Origin of the sequence: Streptacidiphilus cavernicola (genome assembly GCF_042510955.1) — a bacterium.
GTDB lineage: Bacteria > Actinomycetota > Actinomycetes > Streptomycetales > Streptomycetaceae > Streptacidiphilus > Streptacidiphilus cavernicola.
The window spans coordinates 372,621-391,443 of the sequence record NZ_JBHFAB010000002.1 but is presented as its reverse complement, the minus strand read 5'-3'; the positions used below and the strand labels follow the sequence as shown (position 1 = coordinate 391,443).

The 18,823-nt window shown below is 72.5% G+C and carries 15 protein-coding genes and 1 pseudogene; 9 read left to right on the top strand and 7 right to left on the bottom strand.

From position 1 onward, the window contains the following. Positions 1–259 precede the first annotated feature (259 nt). The 5 genes from ACEZDE_RS03980 (at position 260) to ACEZDE_RS03960 (ending at position 5,284) form a co-directional block, all read left to right on the top strand. On the top strand, positions 260–802 hold the full coding sequence (locus ACEZDE_RS03980; protein ID WP_380532134.1) for a hypothetical protein: 543 nt from the start codon (positions 260–262) through the stop codon (positions 800–802). A 7-nt stretch (positions 803–809) separates the two neighbouring features. Continuing rightward, a complete protein-coding gene (locus tag ACEZDE_RS03975) occupies positions 810–2,327 on the top strand; it encodes a DNA polymerase Y family protein (RefSeq protein ID WP_380532131.1) in 1,518 nt (505 codons plus the stop codon). Then, positions 2,320–3,651, top strand: a complete 1,332-nt coding sequence (locus tag ACEZDE_RS03970; protein ID WP_380532128.1) for a PHP domain-containing protein — start codon at positions 2,320–2,322, stop codon at positions 3,649–3,651. Before ACEZDE_RS03975 ends, ACEZDE_RS03970 begins: the two co-directional genes overlap by 8 nt. A gap of 130 nt (positions 3,652–3,781) precedes the next feature. Next, positions 3,782–4,420 (top strand): HAD-IA family hydrolase, encoded by a 639-nt coding sequence (locus ACEZDE_RS03965; RefSeq protein WP_380532125.1) that lies wholly within the window; start codon positions 3,782–3,784, stop codon positions 4,418–4,420. Positions 4,421–4,489: 69 nt separating this feature from the next. After that, a complete protein-coding gene (locus tag ACEZDE_RS03960; protein WP_380532371.1) occupies positions 4,490–5,284 on the top strand; it encodes a helix-turn-helix domain-containing protein in 795 nt (264 codons plus the stop codon). Between the two features lie 26 nt (positions 5,285–5,310). Here the strand turns inward: ACEZDE_RS03960 and ACEZDE_RS03955 are convergent. Further along, positions 5,311–5,655 (bottom strand): annotated as a pseudogene (locus ACEZDE_RS03955) (hypothetical protein); the annotation flags it as partial. Positions 5,656–5,778: 123 nt separating this feature from the next. Between ACEZDE_RS03955 and ACEZDE_RS03950 the strand changes: the two are divergent. From ACEZDE_RS03950 to ACEZDE_RS03935, 4 genes are all read left to right on the top strand, one after another. Then, positions 5,779–6,402: a flavin reductase family protein gene (locus ACEZDE_RS03950; RefSeq protein ID WP_380532123.1), complete on the top strand. Its 624-nt coding sequence runs from the start codon at positions 5,779–5,781 to the stop codon at positions 6,400–6,402. Positions 6,403–6,635: 233 nt separating this feature from the next. Further along, the gene (locus tag ACEZDE_RS03945; RefSeq protein WP_380532121.1) at positions 6,636–7,577 is read left to right on the top strand and encodes a Gfo/Idh/MocA family protein; all 942 of its coding nucleotides are present in this window, start codon (positions 6,636–6,638) and stop codon (positions 7,575–7,577) included. 20 nt (positions 7,578–7,597) lie between these two features. Further along, positions 7,598–8,932 carry a D-alanyl-D-alanine carboxypeptidase/D-alanyl-D-alanine endopeptidase gene (gene dacB / locus ACEZDE_RS03940; protein WP_380532119.1) on the top strand — a complete coding sequence of 445 codons (1,335 nt, stop codon included), beginning with the start codon at positions 7,598–7,600 and terminating at the stop codon, positions 8,930–8,932. A gap of 123 nt (positions 8,933–9,055) precedes the next feature. Beyond that, positions 9,056–9,850, top strand: a complete 795-nt coding sequence (locus ACEZDE_RS03935) for a PIG-L deacetylase family protein (protein WP_380532117.1) — start codon at positions 9,056–9,058, stop codon at positions 9,848–9,850. A gap of 5 nt (positions 9,851–9,855) precedes the next feature. Here ACEZDE_RS03935 and ACEZDE_RS03930 read toward each other — a convergent pair whose 3' ends face one another. The 6 genes from ACEZDE_RS03930 to ACEZDE_RS03905 all read right to left on the bottom strand — a co-directional run bounded on the left by ACEZDE_RS03930 (position 9,856) and on the right by ACEZDE_RS03905 (position 18,679). Then, a complete protein-coding gene (locus tag ACEZDE_RS03930) occupies positions 9,856–11,544 on the bottom strand; it encodes an MFS transporter (RefSeq protein WP_380532114.1) in 1,689 nt (562 codons plus the stop codon). Continuing rightward, a complete protein-coding gene (locus ACEZDE_RS03925) occupies positions 11,541–12,149 on the bottom strand; it encodes a TetR/AcrR family transcriptional regulator (protein WP_380532111.1) in 609 nt (202 codons plus the stop codon). Before ACEZDE_RS03925 ends, ACEZDE_RS03930 begins: the two co-directional genes overlap by 4 nt. A 66-nt stretch (positions 12,150–12,215) precedes the next feature. Then, entirely contained in the window at positions 12,216–13,010 is a 795-nt protein-coding gene (locus ACEZDE_RS03920; protein WP_380532108.1) for a hypothetical protein, read from the bottom strand. After that, positions 13,007–16,459, bottom strand: coding sequence for an SNF2-related protein (locus ACEZDE_RS03915; protein WP_380532105.1), 3,453 nt, complete (start codon positions 16,457–16,459; stop codon positions 13,007–13,009). Before ACEZDE_RS03915 ends, ACEZDE_RS03920 begins: the two co-directional genes overlap by 4 nt. 121 nt (positions 16,460–16,580) lie before the next feature. Further along, positions 16,581–16,976: a cell division protein SepF gene (locus tag ACEZDE_RS03910; protein WP_380532103.1), complete on the bottom strand. Its 396-nt coding sequence runs from the start codon at positions 16,974–16,976 to the stop codon at positions 16,581–16,583. A gap of 503 nt (positions 16,977–17,479) precedes the next feature. Continuing rightward, entirely contained in the window at positions 17,480–18,679 is a 1,200-nt protein-coding gene (locus ACEZDE_RS03905; RefSeq protein WP_380532100.1) for an MFS transporter, read from the bottom strand. Positions 18,680–18,823: the final 144 nt, after the last annotated feature.

Genomic DNA, 18,823 nt, shown 5'->3' with positions numbered 1-18,823 from the left:
GTCGGACTCCGTGGCTGCCCTTAGGCGCCCTGCGGGAGCAAATCGCTTTCACGGCAGGGTGGTTGGGATCCTCGCTGGTCAGAGCGCGAGTCGTCGCCTTGCGATCATCGAACTACTGTTCGATGATCGCAAGGTGAGCGATGTGCGGTCAGTGGCGGTAGGGGTAGCTGAGGCGGGTATGGACGGAGATCGTCCGGTGGCGCCCGCTTTGCGCCCGTTGCTGCCCTCCGGGGTGTTGCGGGCGGGAACCGTGGTCAGCGTGGACGATGCCGACCTACCGCTGCTGCTGGCGCTGGCCGCTGGGGGTGCGGCGGAGGATCCCTGGGCCGTAGTGGGCCTGCCGCACCTGGGGGCGCTGGCCGCCGCCGATTCCGGCCTGGACCTGCGGTCGGGGCTATGGGTGCCCCACCCGGGCCGGGACTGGCCGCAAGTCCTGGGGGTGCTGCTGGAGGCTGTCCCGCTGGTCCTGCTGGGCCCCTTGGGCCGGCTGGCCGACCGGACCGCGCGCAGGCTCGCCGCCCTCCAGCGGCGTACCGGCTCGGTGCTGCTGGTGGCCGGTCCGTGGCCCGGTGCGCATACCCGGCTGCGCGTGACCAAGTCCGCTTGGGAGGGTGTCGGTGCAGGTCATGGTGTGCTGAGCCGGCGACGGGTGACCGTGGCGGCCACCGGCCGCGGTCAGTCGGCGGCTGGGCGGTCCGCGGCGATGTGGCTGCCGGGACCGAACGGCGCTCCGGTTCCCGTCTCCGCTGCGGGAAGCCTGTTGGTCGAGCCGGTTGCCGGGGATCTGTCCGGCGTCGGGTGAAACGATCATGATCTTGTGTTGTTGGGTGCCCGACTGGCCCGTCCTGTCCGTTGGACGCCCTGCCGAGGTGCCGGTGGCCGTTGTGGCTGGTGGTCTGGTGGTGGCGTGCTCGGCGAGTGCCCGCGCCCGCGGTGTTCGGCGGCGGATGCGGGTGCGGGTGGCTCAGTCGCGGTGCTCGGATCTGCTGCTGGTCGACCGTGATGTTGAGCGGGAGGTGCGGTTGTTCGAGCCGGTGGTGCGCCGTCTGGAGCGCGACGCGGTACCGCAGCTGGAGGTGCTCCGGCCCGGTCTGGTTGCAATGGGTGCCCGCGGTCCGGCCCGGTACTGGGGCGGACTGCCGCAGGCGGCCGAGCGCCTGGTCCAGGTGGTGGCCGAGGTGGGTTACCCCGCGCAGGTCGGCGCCGCCGAGACCCTCTTCGCCGCCGCGCTGGCCGTCCGCCGCCCCTCCGGAGTCCTGGTCCCGGCCGGGGCCACCGCCTCCTTCTTGTCGCCCTTCCCGGTCACGGTGCTGGGACGCGGCACGCTGACCGACCTGCTGATGCAGGTGGGCATCGCCACCCTGGGAGACCTGGCCGCGCTGCCGGCCAGCCGGATCCAGGCCCGGTTCGGCAGCCAGGGTGTGTCGGCCCAATGCACAGCCCTGGGCCTGGAGGTCCGCCCCATCAGCGCCCGCGGCACCGAGGAGCACCAGGTCGCGGTGGAGTTCGAGGAGCCCGAGACGAGGGTGGACGCGTTGGTGTTCGGCGCGCTGGGGCTGGCCGACCGGCTGCACGGGCAGTTGGAGGCGAGCGGGCTGGTGTGTGCCCGGGTCGAGGTGCGGGTCGACCTGGCTGATCAGCGCAGTCTGACCCGGCTGTGGCGGCACGAGGGCCGACTGTCGGCCCTGGCCCTGGCGGAGCGGGTCCGCGGGCAGGTGCGGGCCTGGGCCGAGGGCGGCGACCTGGACACCGCCACCCCCGCGGCCGGGGTCACCGCTCTGGTCCTGCGCCCCGCTGGCCTGAGCGCTGCGATCGGCACCCAGACCGCGCTGTTCGGCGGGCAGTCCAGTCCAGTGGAATTGGAGCGGGCCGCCGCCCGGGTCCAAGCGCTGCTGGGACACCACGCGGTGGTGCGCCAGCAGGTAGGCGGCGGGCGTGGACCGGGGGAGCGGGTGACCCGGATCCCGTTCGGCGACGTGCCCGCCCGCCGCCTCCCGGAGGGGCCCTGGCCCGGCCGTCTGCCAGCCCCGCACCCGGCGACGGTGTTCGAGACCCCGCTCGCAGCCCAACTGCTCGACGCTGCTGGACGCAGTGTGCGGGTCTCGGGCCGGGTAGTGCTGTCGGCGCCACCGATACGGCTGGGGGTGCAGGGGTTCGAAGGTGCGGTGGTGACTGGGTGGGCGGGTCCATGGCCGGTCCTGGAGGGCTGGTGGGACAGGGACACGACCAGGAGGGTCGCCCGGGTGCAGGTCACCACCGCGGCCGGGAGGGCGTGGCTGGTGCTGGTCCAGGACGGGCGCTGGTGGGCGGAGGCCCACTATGGGTGAACCCCGTCCGGGCCGCCGCCTCCACCTGGCACCACCACCAGGACCGGACCCGGCTGCGGAGCCGGTGGAGTGGACCGAACTCCATGTGCACTCCGTCTTCTCCTTCCTTCAAGGCAGCAGCGATCCGCACCAACTGGTGGCGGAGGCCACCCGACTCGGCATCTCAGTCCTGGGTCTGACCGACCGCGACGGGCTGTACGGGGCGAGGCGGCTGGCCGAGTCCGCCCGCGCGGCCGGAATCGGCACAGTCTTCGGGGCGGAGCTGTCCCTGCCCGCGGACAGCGGTCTGGGGACCCCGGTGGTCCTGGCCCGTACCCTGGCCGGCTTCAGGTTGCTGTCCGCGGCGATCAGCTCCGCGCAGTTGGCCGGGTCCAAGGGCAACCCGGTCTACGACCTCGACGAACTCGCCTCGGCCGCCCGGGCCGGGCACTGGGCCGTGCTGACCGGCTGCCCCTCTGCCGAACATGCCGGTGCCGAACCGGACCTCGCCGCGGCCATAAGCCACCTGCGCGCCCTGGGTGAGGTCTTCGGTCCGGGCAGCGTGTACGCCGAGTTGGTCCACCACCACCTGCCCGCGGAGTCAGTGCGCAACGACGTGCAGTACGTCGCCGCCCGCAGAGTCGGCACCCCCGTGGTGGCCACCGGGGCGGTCCACTACGCCGCCCCCGCTCAGGCCCGCCTGGCTCAGGCCCTGGCAGCCCTGCGCCGCCGCCAAGACCTGGCGACGGCCGCCGGGCACCTGATGCCCGCACCCACCGCCCACCTGCGCTCCGGCACTGAGATGGCCGCCCTGCTCACCCGCTACCCAGGGGTAATGGAGACCACCACCGCCTTGGCGCGCTCCAGCGTGTGCGACTTGGCCGACCTCCATCCCGACTTGCCGGGATTCCCCGTCCCACCGGGCCACACCGAGGCATCTTGGCTGCGGCAGCTGGCCGAGGAAGGCTGCGCCCGCCGCTACGGCGACCGCGGCGACCGGGCCGCCCGCCCGGCCTGGACCCAGCTTCGGCACGAGCTGGACGTCATCGAACGCATGGAGATGACCGGCTATTTCTTGATCGTCCACGACATCTGCCAGGTCGCGGCCGACCGGGACATCTGGTTCCAAGGCCGCGGCAGCGCCGCCTCCTCGGTGGTCTGCTACACCCTGGGTATTACCGCCGTGGAACCGCTACCGCCTGATCGTCCTCGACGCCCCCGCTGTCCTGGTGCACGGGCACATCGAACGAACTGGCGACGTCGTCAACCTCATCGCCGAACACGTCCACCCCCTGGCCGCCCCGTCGGCACGTCGCCCACACCGCCGAGGGTAGGCCGGAGTTGACGCAACCTGCGACCAACCGGCAGGTGCGGTGGTGCCGCGGCGCACGCCAGTCAGCCGGAAAAGGGTGCTGCGCTCCCCCACCTGTAGCGTTGTCCGTGCCCGGCAACTGATTTCTGAGAGGGACGGCAACGTGGCACCCGAAATCTCCCCCTACGGCGCTCTGATCCTGGACTTCGCAGGGGTGCTGACTGAAGGAATCCACGAATCGCAGGTTGCCTGGTGTCGAGCCGAAGGGCTGGACGACGATGCCTGGCGAAGGACCCTGAACGATCATCCCCAGGGTCGTCAGCTGTACACCGAGCTGGAAATCGGCCGTATGGATCAGGTGCAGTGGAATGAGGCCACGGCCCCGCTGCTCGGGGTCGCCCCGGACAATCTGATGGGCCGGGCATGGGCCGAGGTCCGGCCAGCGCGGGCGATGATCGAGCTTGCCAAGGCAGCACGGGAAGCTGGCTTGAAGGTGGCCCTTCTGTCGAACTCTTTCGGGCTTTCTCCATACAACCCGTACGAGCATGTGGAGGTCTGGAACCTCTTCGACGTGCGGGTGGTGTCGGAGCTGGTAGGTCTGGCGAAGCCTGACCCGGCGATCTACCGGTTGACCCTGGATCGCCTGGACCTGCCTGCGGGCGAGTGCGTGTTCGTGGACGATCACCCCAAAAATCTCCCGCCAGCCGCGGCCCTGGGCATTACCACCGTTCTCGGAGACGGGTCACCCGAAGTGGTCGAGAGGTTGCGGACCCTGCTCGGGGTACAGACTCCGGTGGCCTGATCGGTTTCGCCCACCCCAGGACGGGCATCGCCGTGGTCTGGCTGACGAGTTCCAGCAGGAGGGGCGGCCGTGCAGGGCGACGCAGACTTCACCATCGGTAAGCGCATCAAGTTCTACCGCGAACGTCTCGGCATGAAGCAGAGGACGTTTGGCGAGTTGGTGGGCAAGTCTGCCAACTGGGCCTACAAGGTGGAGAACGACCTCCTGCCGATCGACCGTCTCTCCGTGATCATTGATGTCGCTCGGGCGCTCAAGGTCCGGGACCTCTCGGACCTCACCGGCGGCGTGTTCAGTGGGGCGGTCTCCGGACCCCACGATCAGCATGAGGCTGTGCCAGCGATCCGGGCAGCACTCTCTATGCCGACCTCGCTGCTGTCCGCCGGCTTAGACGACCTCGACCCGGGCAGCTTCGGCGAGGGGGTGGCCGATGCCTGGAGGGTCTACGAGACTGAGGAGAAGGACCGGTACGCCGAAGTCGGAAACCGGCTGCCCACTCTCCTCCGGCAAGGCTACGCAACGCTCCGGCGAGCGGGTGCGCAGAAGGAAGTGCAGCAGGTCACCCGGGAGATGCTGGACCTGTACGGGCTCCACCAGCTGTGGCTTCGCAGGGTGGGGGAACCCGTCCTGGCGCGGGTCGTCGCTGACCGCGGTGTCGTGCTCGCGGACGGGGTGGGTGAACCGGCCCTGCTGGCGGTGCCCACCTGGAATCTGGCGTGTGTCCTCACCTCGACCGGCCAGGTAGGCGACTGTGTTGACCTTGTACGGGAAACCATCGCCAGGTGTGCGCCCGGCGACGATGCCACGCCCGAACATCTGTCCGCCATCGGTGCCCGAGGCCGCCGTACCAGCCGGTCCAGGTCGTAGAAGATCACGCCGTCGATGACCCCGCTGGCCAGGTCTGCTAGTAGTTGGCGGAACTCGGGCCGCACCACGATCCAGTCGATGGAGCCGTCCTCCCTGAGCACCTTCCGCTTCTTGAAGGCCGAGGTGTCGTTCTCTTTGTAGACCTTGGCGAACTCGGGCCAGCGCAGTCGGCGCCGGGTGTCCTCGGCGTCCTCCTGCTGCCGGTCCACGCCCGCCTCCAACCCGAAGCGGTCAGAGGAGATGCGCAGGTACGCGCCCGGCCGCTGGGGGATGAATGCAACGAGATGGTCATGGAGGTTGAGGGTGACCTGGCCCTTGCGGGCCTCGACGGGCACTTCGAAGTCGTCCCAGACGCTGGTGGGTATGGACATGCGGTGTCGGCTCCAGTGACTCGGCTCCTTGCGTTACCGGGCACTCTCTGCGGACCTCCGGGGTTTGGTTGTGCCGCTGACCTGGTGATAAGGGGTGCAGTCGCGGCGCGGCATACTGTCGGCATGCGCATCGACTTCGACCCTCAGGCCATGGACAACGCGGCGTTCTACAGGCTGCTGACGGCGGTGGTCGTCCCACGCCCCATTGCGTGGGTTTCCACCGTTTCGCCATACACCTTTACGCCGAATCTCGCCCCGCACTCGTTCTTCACGGTTTCCTGCACCGCCCCGCCGATCGTCCAGTTCACCTCGGTGGGGCGGAAGGACACCCTGGTGAACGTCGAGGCGACGGGGGAGTTCGTGGTGAACTTCGCCTCCGAGCCGATGCTCCGGCAGGTCAACGACACCGCTACGGACTTCCCGCACGGGGTGGACGAGTTCGAGGCGGCCGGGGTCGAGCGTGAGGCGGCGCTGCGGGTCAAGCCGCCACGGGTGGCCGGGGCGCCGGTCGCGCTGGAGTGCAGGCTGCACAGCACGCTCTGCCTGGGCAACTCGACCGTGGTGTTCGGCGAGGTGCTGCACGCCGCGGTGCACCAGGACGTGCTGGTCGACGGGCACCCGGAGATCGAGCTGCTGCGCCCGCTGTCCCGTCTGGGCAAGAACGAGTGGGGCACCACCCCCGCGGAGGGGATCCGGGAACTGGCCCGAGTCAGTCACCGGGACTGGGAGCGCAAGCACGACCGCTGACCGCGCAGGCACGGGCGCTGACCGCCGCGGCGGGAGGCGGGCCGGAGGCGGCCCGGGAGGCGGCCCGGGAGGCGGGCCGGAGGCGGCCCGGGGCCGGGCCGGGGCCGGGGTGACCGGTCGGCGCCCGGCGGGGAGCCGTCGCCGCCCCTCCTGGTAGGGCGGCGGGGGCGCTGCTTGAGCCGACCGCGTAGGGTGGAGGGCCCCTTGATCGTCAGTCTGCCAGGAGATCCCAGATGAGCCAGCCCGCTGCCCCGGCTTCCCTCCCTGTCGGGGTCATCGGCCTCGGGGACATCGCGCAGAAGGCCTACCTGCCGGTCCTCACCGGCCTGCCCGATCTCGACCTCCGGCTGATGACCCGTGACCACGCCAAGCTCGACCGTCTCGGCGACGCCTACCGGATCGGTCCGGCTTCCCGCTTCACCGACCTCGCCGGGCTGATCGACAGCGGCATCCGGGCCGCGTTCGTGCACGCCGCCACCGACCAGCACGTCCCGATCGTCGAGCGGCTGCTGACGGCGGGCATCGACGTGTACGTGGACAAGCCCCTCGCCTACACCCTGGAGGGGGCCCGCCGACTGGTCGAGCTGGCGGAGGTGAGTGAGCGTTCACTGATGGTCGGCTTCAACCGGCGCCTCGCGCCCGGCTACGCCCAGTGCCTCGAACGTCCGCGCGACCTGATCGTGATGCAGAAGAATAGGGAGGGCCTGGCCGAGGCCGCGCGCACCCTGGTGTTCGACGACTTCATCCATGTCGTCGACACCCTGCGGTTCCTCGTGCCGGGGGAGATCACACACCGTCAGCTGCGATCGCGAGTGCACCAGGGGCTGGTCGAGCACCTGGTGCTGGAACTCTCCGGGGACGGGTTCACCGCGCTCGGCATCATGAACCGGGTCAGCGGCTCGGTCGAGGAGGTGCTGGAGGTCTCCGGGCGGAACTCCAAGCGCCAGGTGGTCAATCTGGCCGAGGTGCTGGACCACCGGGGCCAGCCCACGCTGCGCCGCCGCGGCGACTGGGTGCCGGTCGCCCGGCAGCGCGGGATCGAGCAGGCCTGCCTCCAGTTCCTCGACGCCCTGGGCAAGGGGCGGACGATCTCGGCCGCGGACGCGCTGCTGACGCATGAGCTGTGTGAGTGGATCGTCGGGGAGATCGAGCGGGTTGACCCCCAGGGAAACTGACGCACTGTCATGCTTCTTGGATGACGATAGGAACATCTGAGCAGCGAGCGGTCGGGGTCCCCGTCCGGGCACAGGCCCCGACCCCGGCCCGAGCCCGGGGTCGGACCCGGCTCGGCCGCACCCTCCTCGTCGCCGCGCTCGTCCTGGTTCCGGCCGTCACCATGACGGCCGGGCGGGCGAGCGCCGTCGGTGGCGCGACCGCCGCGGACCGGACCGATGCCGCCCGGCTGAAGGCCCGGTTCCCCGTGGCCGGGCTCGGCAGCGGGCGGGTCGGCACGGTGGTGGACGTCGGCTCCGGCCGCACGGTGTGGTCCTCCGCCGCCGGGACGGGACGGATGCCGGCCTCCGCCGAGAAGCTCGCCACCGCGGAGGCGGCGCTGACCGTCCTCGGCCCCGGCCACACCGAGCAGACCCGCACCCGCTACCACGCCGGGACGCTCTACCTGGTCGGCGGCGGCGACCAGGTGCTGACCGCGGGCGGCCTGAAGACGCTGGCCGCCGCCACCGCGAAGGCGCTCAAGCAGCGCGGGCTCAAGGTCACCGCGCTCCGGGTGGACGATTCGCTGTTCCCCGCCCCGACCGCGGCGACCACCCCGCCCGGCTGGCAGCGCGGCTACTACCCGCTCGAGGTCGCCCCGGTCCGGGCGCTGGGGCTGGGCGGCGCCCGGGTGAACGACACCGCGCTCGCGGCCGGAAAGCTGTTCGCCCAGCAGCTCGCCGCGGCGGGCGTCCGGCTTCCGTCGTCCGGTGCGCCCAAGCGGGGAACGGCGCCCGACGCCTCGGTCGCGCTGGCCTCGCACACCTCGGCGCCGCTGTCCCGGATCGTCGAGCACATGCTGAAGGTCAGCGACAACAACGCCGCCGAGGGGCTGCTGCGGCTCACTGCGCTGGGCCGCGGCAAGGCGGCAACCTGGAAGGAGGGGAGCGCGGTCGTCCGCTCCGTCCTGGCCGGGTACCGGGTTCCGCTCGCCGGGGTGCGGATCTACGACGGCAGCGGGTTGTCGCGCAGCGACCGGATGACGGCCTCGGCGCTGGTCGCCCTGGCCGCGCTCGCGGTGGACCCCCGGTACGCGGCGCGGCTGCGCCCGGTGTACGCGGGGCTGCCGGTGGCCGGACGGGACGGTACCCTCGCCGCCGGGATGCACCGCTTCAGCACCAGGCCGAGCAGCTGCGCGGCGGGGAAGGTCCACGCCAAGACCGGCAGCCTGCACGACGCCGACGCGCTGGTCGGGGTGACCTTGGGGAAGGACGGGCGCTGGAAGGCGTTCGCCTTCGTCACGAACGGCGACGTCCCGGCGACCCGGGCCCGGCAGGGGCTCGACGGCCTCGCCGCGACGGTCACCGGCTGCTGGTGACGGGCGGTGCCGATAGGATCCCGGGCACTACGGTGATCCGTGGCCCTCGCCGTCGGTGCGGTTGGTTAGGCTGGAGGTGCGCGCCCGCAGCCGGTGCTCGCGGGTGTGATCGAGGGGAGGGTGATGACGGACCGACCACGGGGCCTGATGGCCATTCATGCCCACCCCGACGACGAGGCGTTGTGGACCGGCGGGGTACTCGCCCAACACGCTGCCGAAGGCCGTCCCACGGCCGTTCTGACCTGCACCGACGGTGAGCTCCCTGACGGCGCGTCATTCGCCGGGGCGGGCACCAGGGTCAAGGAGCTGGGCCAGTCGCTGGCGCTGCTCGGCGTCGCCGAGTCGGGGGTGCTGCCCTACCGCGACTCGGGGCATCTCGGCCTGGGCCGGGGGAGCCTCTGCGAGGCCCCGTTCGACGACGTCGTCGGCGACCTGGTGGCCCGGATCCGCTCCTTCCGCCCGTCCGCCGTCACCACCTACGACGCCAACGGCATGTTCGGGCACCCGGACCATGTGCGGGTGCACCGCGCGGTCCTGGCCGCGGTCGAGGCCGCGGCCAGCCCGCACCAGTGGCCGCAGGCCGGGGCTGCCTGGGCGGTGGAGTCGCTGTGGCTGTCCACCGTCCCCGAGTCACTGGTCCGGACGCTGACCGGGCTGGGCCTGGAGTCCCCGCTGCCCTGCACGCCCGACGACCGGGTTGCCGCGTCCGTCGACGTCCGGCCCTGGCTGGACGTCAAGTGGGAGGCGGTGCGGGCGCACGCGTCGGAGTTCGAGCGGGGCGCGCGGATCGCGGCGTTCGAGGAGCCGCAGTTGCGCACGCTGTGCCTGGGCACCGAGTGGTTCCTGTACCGGCAGGGTCCCGGGGCGCGGATCGGCGCCACGGTCCGCAGCGCCCGACTGCTGGCGGACGCCCGCTGAGCCGACTACGCGGCCCGGTGCAGTCGGGGCTCTGGAGCCCGCTCGGCGACCGGCCCGGTGGAACCGCCGTCGCCCGCCGCGGACCGTTCCGCCGCAGGCTCCTCGCCGGAGCCCGAGCCGGAGGCCTCCGCGGAACCCCGCCCCCGCAGCAGCGCCCAGACCAGCCCCGCCGCGCCCACCAGCAGTAGCCCGGACAGCACCGCCGAGACGTTCATCCCGTGCACGAACGCCTGCTGCGCACTCCGCACCAGCGCGTCGCCGGTCGCGCCGGGGAGTGACCCGGCGACCTGGACCGCGCCGCCGAGCGAGTTCTCGGCCTCCCGCGCCGCCGCGCCGGACACGCCGGACGGCAGCACCGTCCCGGACCGGTAGACCGCCGCCAGCACCGAGCCGACCAGGGCGATCCCCAGCGCGGTGCCCAGCTCGTAGGCGGTCTCCGAGACGGCCCCGGCCGCGCCCGCCTTCTCCTGCGGCGCCGCGCTCAGCACCATCGTCGTGGACAGCGCGTAGACGACGCCCTCGGCGACCCCGGTGACCAGGAAGGCCACCGCGATCAGGGTGTACGAGGTCTCCGCGTGCACCCAGCCCAGCGCGCCCAGACCGAGGCCCATCGCCAGCAGCCCGCCCGCGAGGGCCGGCCGGTGGCCGCAGCGCCGGGCCAGATACGCCGCGCCGAGCCCGCCGGCCACCGAACCGGCGAATGCCGGAAGGTCGGCCAGTCCGGCCTGCAACGGCGAGTAGCCGCGGACCAGTTGGAAGTACTGGGACAGGAAGAACACCACACCGGCCAGGCCGATCAGCGCGATCAGCGCGCCCAGCGTCGCCGCGGTGAACCGCCGGTCGCGGAACAGCCGGACGTCCAGCAGCGGCACCGGCAGCCGCAGCTGCCGCCGCACGAAGCCGACCAGGCAGACCGCGCCGAGCACGGTCGCGGCCAGCACGAACGGGTGCAGCCCGTTGCCGACGGCGGCCTCCTTGATCCCGTAGACCGGGCCGACGATGCCGACCAGGGAGAGGCCGACGCTCGGCAGGTCCCAGGCCCCGGCGTTCTCGTCGCGGGACTCCGGCAGCAGCTGACGGCCGAGGACCAGCAGCAGGAGCACGATCGGGATGTTGATCAGGAAGACCGAGCCCCACCAGAAGTGCTCCAGCAGCAGCCCGCCCAGCAGCGGACCCACCGCCGCACCGGCGGTCGCCGCGGCGCCCCAGATGCCGATGGCACGGGCCCGCTCCCGGTCGTCCGGGAACAGGCTGCGGATCAGCGACAGGGTGGACGGCATGATGGTCGCCCCGGCGATCCCGAGCAGGGCCCGAGCGGCGATCAGCCAGCCCGCTCCGGGCGCGTAGGCGGCGAGCAGCGATCCGGCCCCGAACGCGGCGGTGCCGATCAGCAGCAGTCGGCGGCGGCCGATCCGGTCGCTGAGCGAGCCCATGCTGACCAGCAGTCCGGCCAGCACGAAGGAGTAGCTGTCGCCGATCCACAGCAGCTGGGTGGCCGAGGGGTCCAGGCTGCGGCTGATGAAGGGGATGGCGAGGAAGAGCACGGTGGCGTCGAGCGCCACCAGCAGGACCGCGAGGACCAGCACGGCGAGGGCGGCCCAGCGGGTGCGCGGGCTGCTGCCGGGGCGGTCGGTCACGGTGTCGGGATATCGGTAGTTGGAGGTGGTCTGCGGTTCGGTCGGGATGCTGTTCATCGTTCCTGGCTCTGGTTCTGGTTCTGGTTCTGGTTCGCGTTCTGGTACTGGCTGTGGTGCTGGTCTGTGCGGAGGGCGCCGCCGAGGAAGAGTCCGGTCAGCGCGAAGGTGCTGTCGCGGGGGGCGAGCCGCCCCTCCTGGACGGCCCAGCCGACGCCTGCGAGGAGGTCGAAGAAGGCCTCGCTGAGCCAGGCCGCCGGGAGCTCGACCCGGAAGCTGCCGGACTGCTGCCCGCGCAGGAACAGGGCGGCGACCCTGGCGTCCATCCGCTCCCAGGCCTCGCAGATCGCGGTGTCCTCGAACAGCCGGGTCTCACCGGTCAGGAAGGCCGCGACGGAGGCCTCGGGGATGACGGCGTCGGCGAGCCGCCGCACCGCCTCGACCGGGTCGCCCTCGGTGATCGCGGCCGAGTCCAGCGCGGCGGTCATCCGGTCCAGTGCGAACGTGGCGATCTCGTGCAGCAGGGTGTCCCGGCCGGGGCAGATCCGGTGCAGGGTGGCGCGGCTGATCCCGGCGGCGCGGGCGATCTCGTCCATGGAGGCGGAGGGTTGCCGGGAGAGAAGGCCGACGGCGGCGAGGAGTACTGAGTCGCGGTCCGTGGTCATGAGGCAATGCTAGCTCAGATGAGACATTCTTGTCTCAGATTATACGTGGAGGTCTCTTCTGGAACGTCAGTCGATCAGCGCCTCATAGGCGGGCCGCAGCAGCGACTCCAGGCTGCGCCCCCGGATCAGCACCCCGGACGCATCCAACTGGGACAGGGCCGTGGCGGTCGCGTCGGCCGAGCCGGCGTCGTCGTCGGCGGCGTCAGCCGCGGGCTCCCCCGCCCGCAGCGCCCGGTGCCGGCCGCCCTCGGACCAGAAGTCGTCCAGCCGCTCGCCCAGCGGTCGGCCGTCCTCCTCCGGCAGCGCGCCGCCGTCCTCGTCCGGGGCGGTGGCGGCGTGCAGGTCCTCGACGTGGCGCAGCAGCCGTTCCCGGCCCCGGCCGCGCCAGGCGGTGAGCAGGAACGGGTCGGCGTCGAACGCGTCGGCCAGCGCCGCCAGCACGGCGACCAGGTGCCGGCAGCTCGACCAGGCCGGGCAGGAGCACTCCAGGGTGAGATCCCCGGCCCTGGCCGGGAGCAGCGACAGACCTGCTCGGGCCAGCACCGCCTCCACCCGCAGCGGCACCTCGCCGTCGAGCAGCGCCTCGCGCACGGCGCGGTCGGCGGACAGCGCCTGCTCGGCCCTGGTCCACTGCCGGGCGTCGAACGCGGGCAGTTCCACCCACACGTCGTAGCCGCGCGGCCCGTCCGAGGCCGCGACCCGGGCCCCGGCCGAGCCCGCGGTGACCGTCAATCCGGACACTGCGGGTTGCGGCGGCGGCTCGTCGGCCAGCAGCTCCGGGGGCAGCACCCCGAGGCCCTCCAGCCGTTCCAGGAACCGGCGGGACCACCGCGGGGCGTCGCCCGCCGCCGGGTCGGTCATGTCTCGCTCACCGCGTCCTCCGTCAGTGCCAGCACCTCGCGCAGCGAGTCGGTCGACAGGTCGCCGAGCCAGCTCTCGCCCTCCTCCACCACCGCGTCCGCCAGCGCCCGCTTCTCCCGCATCATCCGGTCCACCCGCTCCTCCACCGTCCCCACGCAGACGAAGCGGCGGACCTGGACGTCGCGCCGCTGGCCCAGCCGGAACGCCCGGTCGGTCGCCTGGTCCTCGACCGCCGGATTCCACCAGCGGTCCAGGTGCACCACCTGGTTGGCGGCGGTCAGGTTCAGCCCGACCCCGCCCGCGCGCAGCGACAGCAGGAACACGGACGGGCCGTCCGGAGCCTGGAAGCGCTCCACCGTCTCGTCCCGCTGACGCCTGGTCATGCCGCCGTGCAGGAACAGCACCTCGCTGTCCAGCCGCTCGGCGAGGTAGGGCCGGAGCAGCGCGCCGAACTCGGTGTACTGGGTGAAGCAGAGGGTCCGGTCGCCGGTGGCGACGGTCTGCTCCAGGATCTCCTCCAGCCGGGCCAGCTTCCCGGACCGACCGGCCAGCCGGGGACGGCCCAGCGGGCCGCGTTCGGCGCTGTAGTGGGCCGGGTGGTTGCAGACCTGCTTCAGCCGGGTGAGCGCGGCCAGCACCAGTCCGCGGCGCTGCATGGTGTTCGCCCGGTCCAGCTTCGCCTGTTCGATCCTGGCCAGCAGATCGGCCACCACGGCCTGGTAGAGGGCCGCCTGCTCGGCCGTCAGATTGCAGAGCACGGTCATCTCCTGCTTGCGCGGCAGCTCCGCTGCGACCAGCGGGTCGGACTTCGACCGGCGCAGCACGAACGGGCGGGTCCGCTGCCGCAGTTCGGCTGTGGCCCGGACGCTGGCATTGCGCTCGATCGGCACCGCGTAGCGTTCCTTGAAGCCCTCGGGCGAGCCGAAGAGACCGGGGTTGGCGAAGTCCAGCACCGCGTGCAGCTCGGCGAGCCGGTTCTCCACCGGGGTACCGGTCAGCGCCAGCCGCTGGGCGGCCGGGAGCGCCCGCACCGCGCGGGACTGGAGCGTGGCGCCGTTCTTGATGTGGTGCGCCTCGTCGGCCACCACCCGGTACCAGGCGATGCCGCGCAGCGCGGCGAAGTCCCGCTGCGCCAGCCCGTAGGTGGTGATCACCACGTCGGCCCCGGCGACGTCCCGGCGCAGCCGCGCGCCGTCCGAGCGGCCCGAGCCGTGGTGCACGTGGATCCGCAGCATCGGCGCGAAGCGCTCGCACTCCCGGGTCCAGTTGCCGACCAGGGACATCGGACAGACGATCAGGGTCGGCCCGGGGGAGGGCAGTCCGGTCCCCCGCGAGGCCTCCGGCGAGGCCCCCCGCGCTGTCTCCCGCGCCGCCGCGTGCTCGACCGCGAGCAGGGCCAGGGTCTGCACGGTCTTGCCGAGGCCCATGTCGTCGGCGAGCACCCCGCCGAGGCCCAGCCGGGTCAGGAACACCAGCCAGGACAGCCCGCGCTGCTGGTACGGGCGGAGCTCCGCGCCGAAGTCCGCCGGGACGGCGACCGGTTCGAGCGCGAGCGGGTCGCCTGCGTCGGTCGTGCTGCTGTCCGCTGCGTCGTCCAGCGCGTCGGCGGTGGCTCGGACCCGGCGGAGCAGTTCGCCGAGGCGTCCGTCCGCCTCGGCCAGCATGATCGGCAGGCCGGTCCCCGGCTCGGTGCCGTCCAACGCGAGCCGGAGCAGTTCCCCGGCCGACATCAGCCCCGCGCTCTGCTGGTCCTGCTCGGCCAGGAAGGCCGCGGCGGCGGCGATCCTGGCCGGGTCGGCCTCGAACCACTGGCCGCGGACCTTGACCAGCGCCTGCTTGCTCTCCGCCAGCTCCAGCATCTCGCCGTCGGTCAGCGGTTCGCCGTCCAGCGCGGCCCGCCAGCGGAACTCGACCAGGTCCTCCCGGCCGACCAGGCTCTGCCGGTCGACCACCCCCTCCTGCACGGTCGCGGCGGTGTGGGCGCTGAGCGCGAGTCCCAGCGCGGGGCGACGGCTCCACCAGGACGGCAGCAGGACGCCGAACCCGGCGTCGGCGAGGAGCGGGGCGGCCTCGCGCAGAAAGCCGAGTGCGCCGGAGCGGTCCAGGTCGAGGCCGTGCGGACGCCGGGACAGCAGGGCAGGCTCCAGCAGCGGGGAGCGGCGTGCCGCCCGCTCCAACTCGGCGAGGAAGGCCGCCTCCGGACGGTCCACGAGCCGGCGCAGCGGGGCGGCGGCGGGACGGTCGGCCCAGAGGTCGGCAGCCTCGACCAGGACGGACGGTTCGTCGACCGCTTGCAGGCCGAACTCCAGTCGCCAGCGGTCGGCGTCGGTTTCGGCGTCGGTGTCGGTGTCGGTGTCGGAGGCCAGGTTCTCGTCCCCGAAGGGTTCCACCAGCCGGAAGCGGAGCCGCAGCGGACCACGGATGCTGGTGGCCGAACGGCGCCACTCGGCGAGGCGGTGCTGAAGTACCGTCAACTCCGCGGAGTCCGGGGGCAGGGCCGTGCCCTGAGCCGGGGCGCCCGCGTCCGTGGCCGGTCCCAGGGCGTCGTCCGGCGTTGCGAGCACCGGGTTCTCGCTGGTCAGGGCGACCAGCCAGCGCTCGGTGGCAGTCGCCGCGGGTCGGACCCGGCCGCGGGTCCGCGGCAGCAGGGACGGCCCGTCCGCCAGCACCGCCCTGACCTCACGGTCCACCAGGCACGCCAGGAGATCCGCCACCAACTCCGCCCCACTCGGCACCCCGAGCCGAGCCCCGCTCGCGGTTCCACTTCCGGCTCTGTCCCCGGCGGCCTCCCGTCGCGCGCCGCCGCGGCAGAGCGGGGGGCAGTCGGCGGCAAGCGCGGCGGCCTCGCGGTGGGCCGGGCCGTCCAGGGCTGGAAGCCAGAGGGCGCGGGGTGAGGCGCTGTCCGGTCGCAGACCGGGACCCGGATCCGGGCCCAAGGCCACATGCGGGAGCACCCGTCCGTGCCTGACCAGGCGCCAGGCCAGGTCGTGGACCTGGGTGAGCCAGCGCAGCGAGGCTCCGTAGGGGGCCTCCACCAGGCCGGTGCCGGGCAGTTCCGGTTGCAGCACCGCCTGTCCCGGGTCGAACAGTTCGCCGAGCAGCTGCGCCGCCAGGTCCGGGTCGAACAGCAGGACCGGCACCCGCCACTCGCGCAGTCCGACCGCAGGCTGCCGCTGCCGGGGGTCGGACAACACGGCCAGCGGTCCGACCAGTTCGGGCGACGCCGAGACCGTCCCGTCCGCCGCCGTCGGCAGGAGCAGGGCCGCCTCGCCCTCCTCGGCCCGGTCTGCCAGCCATCGCAGCCCCGGGCCGACCGCGCCCAGCAGCTCTGCCGGCACCGACGGCTCGGCGCCGTAGCGGCTGTCCGCGCGGGGCCGGCCGTCCTCGGCCCACAGGGCGAGCCGGTGTTCGGCCCGCCGGATCTGCCAGATGCCGTGCAGTACCCACATGGTCAGTGCCGCTCCCGGAAAATGGCTGATGGGCCCGAGGAGGAAGGAAACCCCCTCGGACCCATCAGCCTACGGAGCAGCACTGACAGCGGCCGTCACCCTGTGGTCCCGGCCCCCGGCCCTAGCTCTGGTTGTAGAAGCCCGAGGCGTCGTCGGAGCCGTCGATGACCATGACCTCGACCTCCGGCGGCGCCAGCAGGAACACCCGGCGGGCGATCCGCTCGATGCTGCCCCGGGTGCCGAAGGTGAGCCCGGACGCGAAGTCCACCAGGCGCTTGGCGTCGCCGTCCGACATCTCGGTGAGGTCCATGATCACCGGGGTGCCGACGCGGATGTGCTCGCCGATGACCCGGGCCGACTCGAAGCCGGTCGGGCGCACCGAGGTGATCTGCGGCGCCTGCGGAGCGGGGACGAGCTCGGGGGAGTCCCACGGCTCCTCGTAGTCCGGTACCGCGACTGGATACGTCCCGGAGGGCGCCAGCCATCCGCGGTAGTCGTCACGCAGTGCTGCTCCCATGCCGTGCCTCCCCATCCGTACTGCTGCCCCGTGTGTGCGCACGATGGTGTTCGTGCGTGCGTGCCGTGCTGTCCCGCTGTCGTGCCTTTTGCGCGTGCGGTGTCTCGTCCAATGTTTCTGGACTGTCCCACCGCGCTGTCCGAGTATCGCATTGATCACCGACATAGCACCCGTACGGGCGTGTCGGCGCGCCGTTTGTCTCAACTCATCCGGCGTTCCGATCGGACATGCTGTCGAATCGTCAGCTTTCGTTCGAACGGCTATTCGAATACCTGGTCACTGGATCTGCTGAGTTCCCACAGCTCCGGTTTTGGCACGTCAGACGGGGGCAGTATTGTCCGATCCGCTTCGATCGAAACGCTTTCCCCGACTGCTTCTGCCGACCCTCGGACACCATCATTGCGGGTTTTGACAATCCGAGGCCACCGGATTTCATACTTTCGCGGACTGTTGCCCGGCTGTGACGAGATCCGGAAGAATACGGCACCCTTCCCCTGGCATATTCAGTTACCCGGCGTGCCGACCGTGTCACCGCTGGTCACCTCCGGGCCCCGGATCACCCGCCCGGCCGGGGCGAGCACCCCGGCCCCGGCGATCAGACCCGCCGTCAGCACCGTGACCACGGCGAACGACACCGACAGCGAGCCGGTCGCCTGGGCGATCGTGCCCACCGTCGCCGGGGCGACCAGCCCCGAGGTGTAGGTGACGGTGGCGACGCCGGCGATGGCCCGGCTGGGGTTCTCGCCGCTGTGCCCGGCCGCCGCGAAGCAGAGCGGGACGACCACGGCGATGCCGATGCCCAGCAGCGCGAAGCCGGCGATGGCCGGTGCCGGGGTGCGGGCCGGCACGATCAGCAGTCCGCCGACCAGGGCGACGATCCCGCCCAGACGCACCGTCAGCACCGGGCCCAGCCTGCGCACCGCCATGTCCCCGGTGAGCCGGCTCAGCGCCATGGTGGCGGCGAACGCGGTGTAGCTGGCCGCGGCCAGCGCGGCCGAGGAGTGCGCGGTGCCGTGCAGGTAGACGCCGCTCCAGTCGCCGCTGGCCCCCTCGGCGAACACCGCGCAGAAGCCGACCAGGCCGATCGCCAGCGCCGACCGCGGCGGCAGGGTGAACCGGGGCGGCGCCGCCTCCTCCGGCTCGGGCCGGACGTCCAGCAGGCCGCGGCAGGCCAGCAGGCCGAGGCCGACCAGCAGCGCGGCCATCGCGCCGAGGTGGATCCGGGCGTCCCAGCCCAGCGCGGCGGCGAGCACGCCGATGCCGGAGGCGAGCAGTCCGCCCACGCTCCACATGCCGTGCAGTCCGGACATGATGGAGCGTCCGTAGCGCCGCTCGACCTCCACCCCCTGGGCGTTCATCGCCACGTCCGCCATGCCCGCGCTGGCTCCGAACAGCAGCAGGCTGAGCGCGAAGACCGGTAGGTTGGGCGCCAGCGCGGGGAGTGCCAGCGACGCGCACCACAGGGTGAGCAGCAGTCTGACGGCCGCCTTGTGTCCGCGCGCGTGGACCACGCGTCCGGCGAGCGGCATCGCCAGGAAGGAGCCGATGGCCGGGGCGACCAGGGCCAGGCCCAGTTCTCCGGTGCTGAGGTGCAGATGGTCCTTGATCCAGGGGATCCGGGTGGCGAAGGTCCCGGCCACCGCGCCGTGCAGCGCGAACACCGTGGCCACGGCGCGGCGGGCGCGTCTGACGTTCTGCTCCATGATCGGATCCCCCCGGGGGCGCGTAAGGAAGATCAACCTATCGTCGCAGCCCAGATGGCCGGAACCCGACCCCTGGGGCCTCGCACATGCGGGGCCCTGTCCCCCCGATGGCTTGCCTGTGCGATGCTACGAGTGACGAGGAGA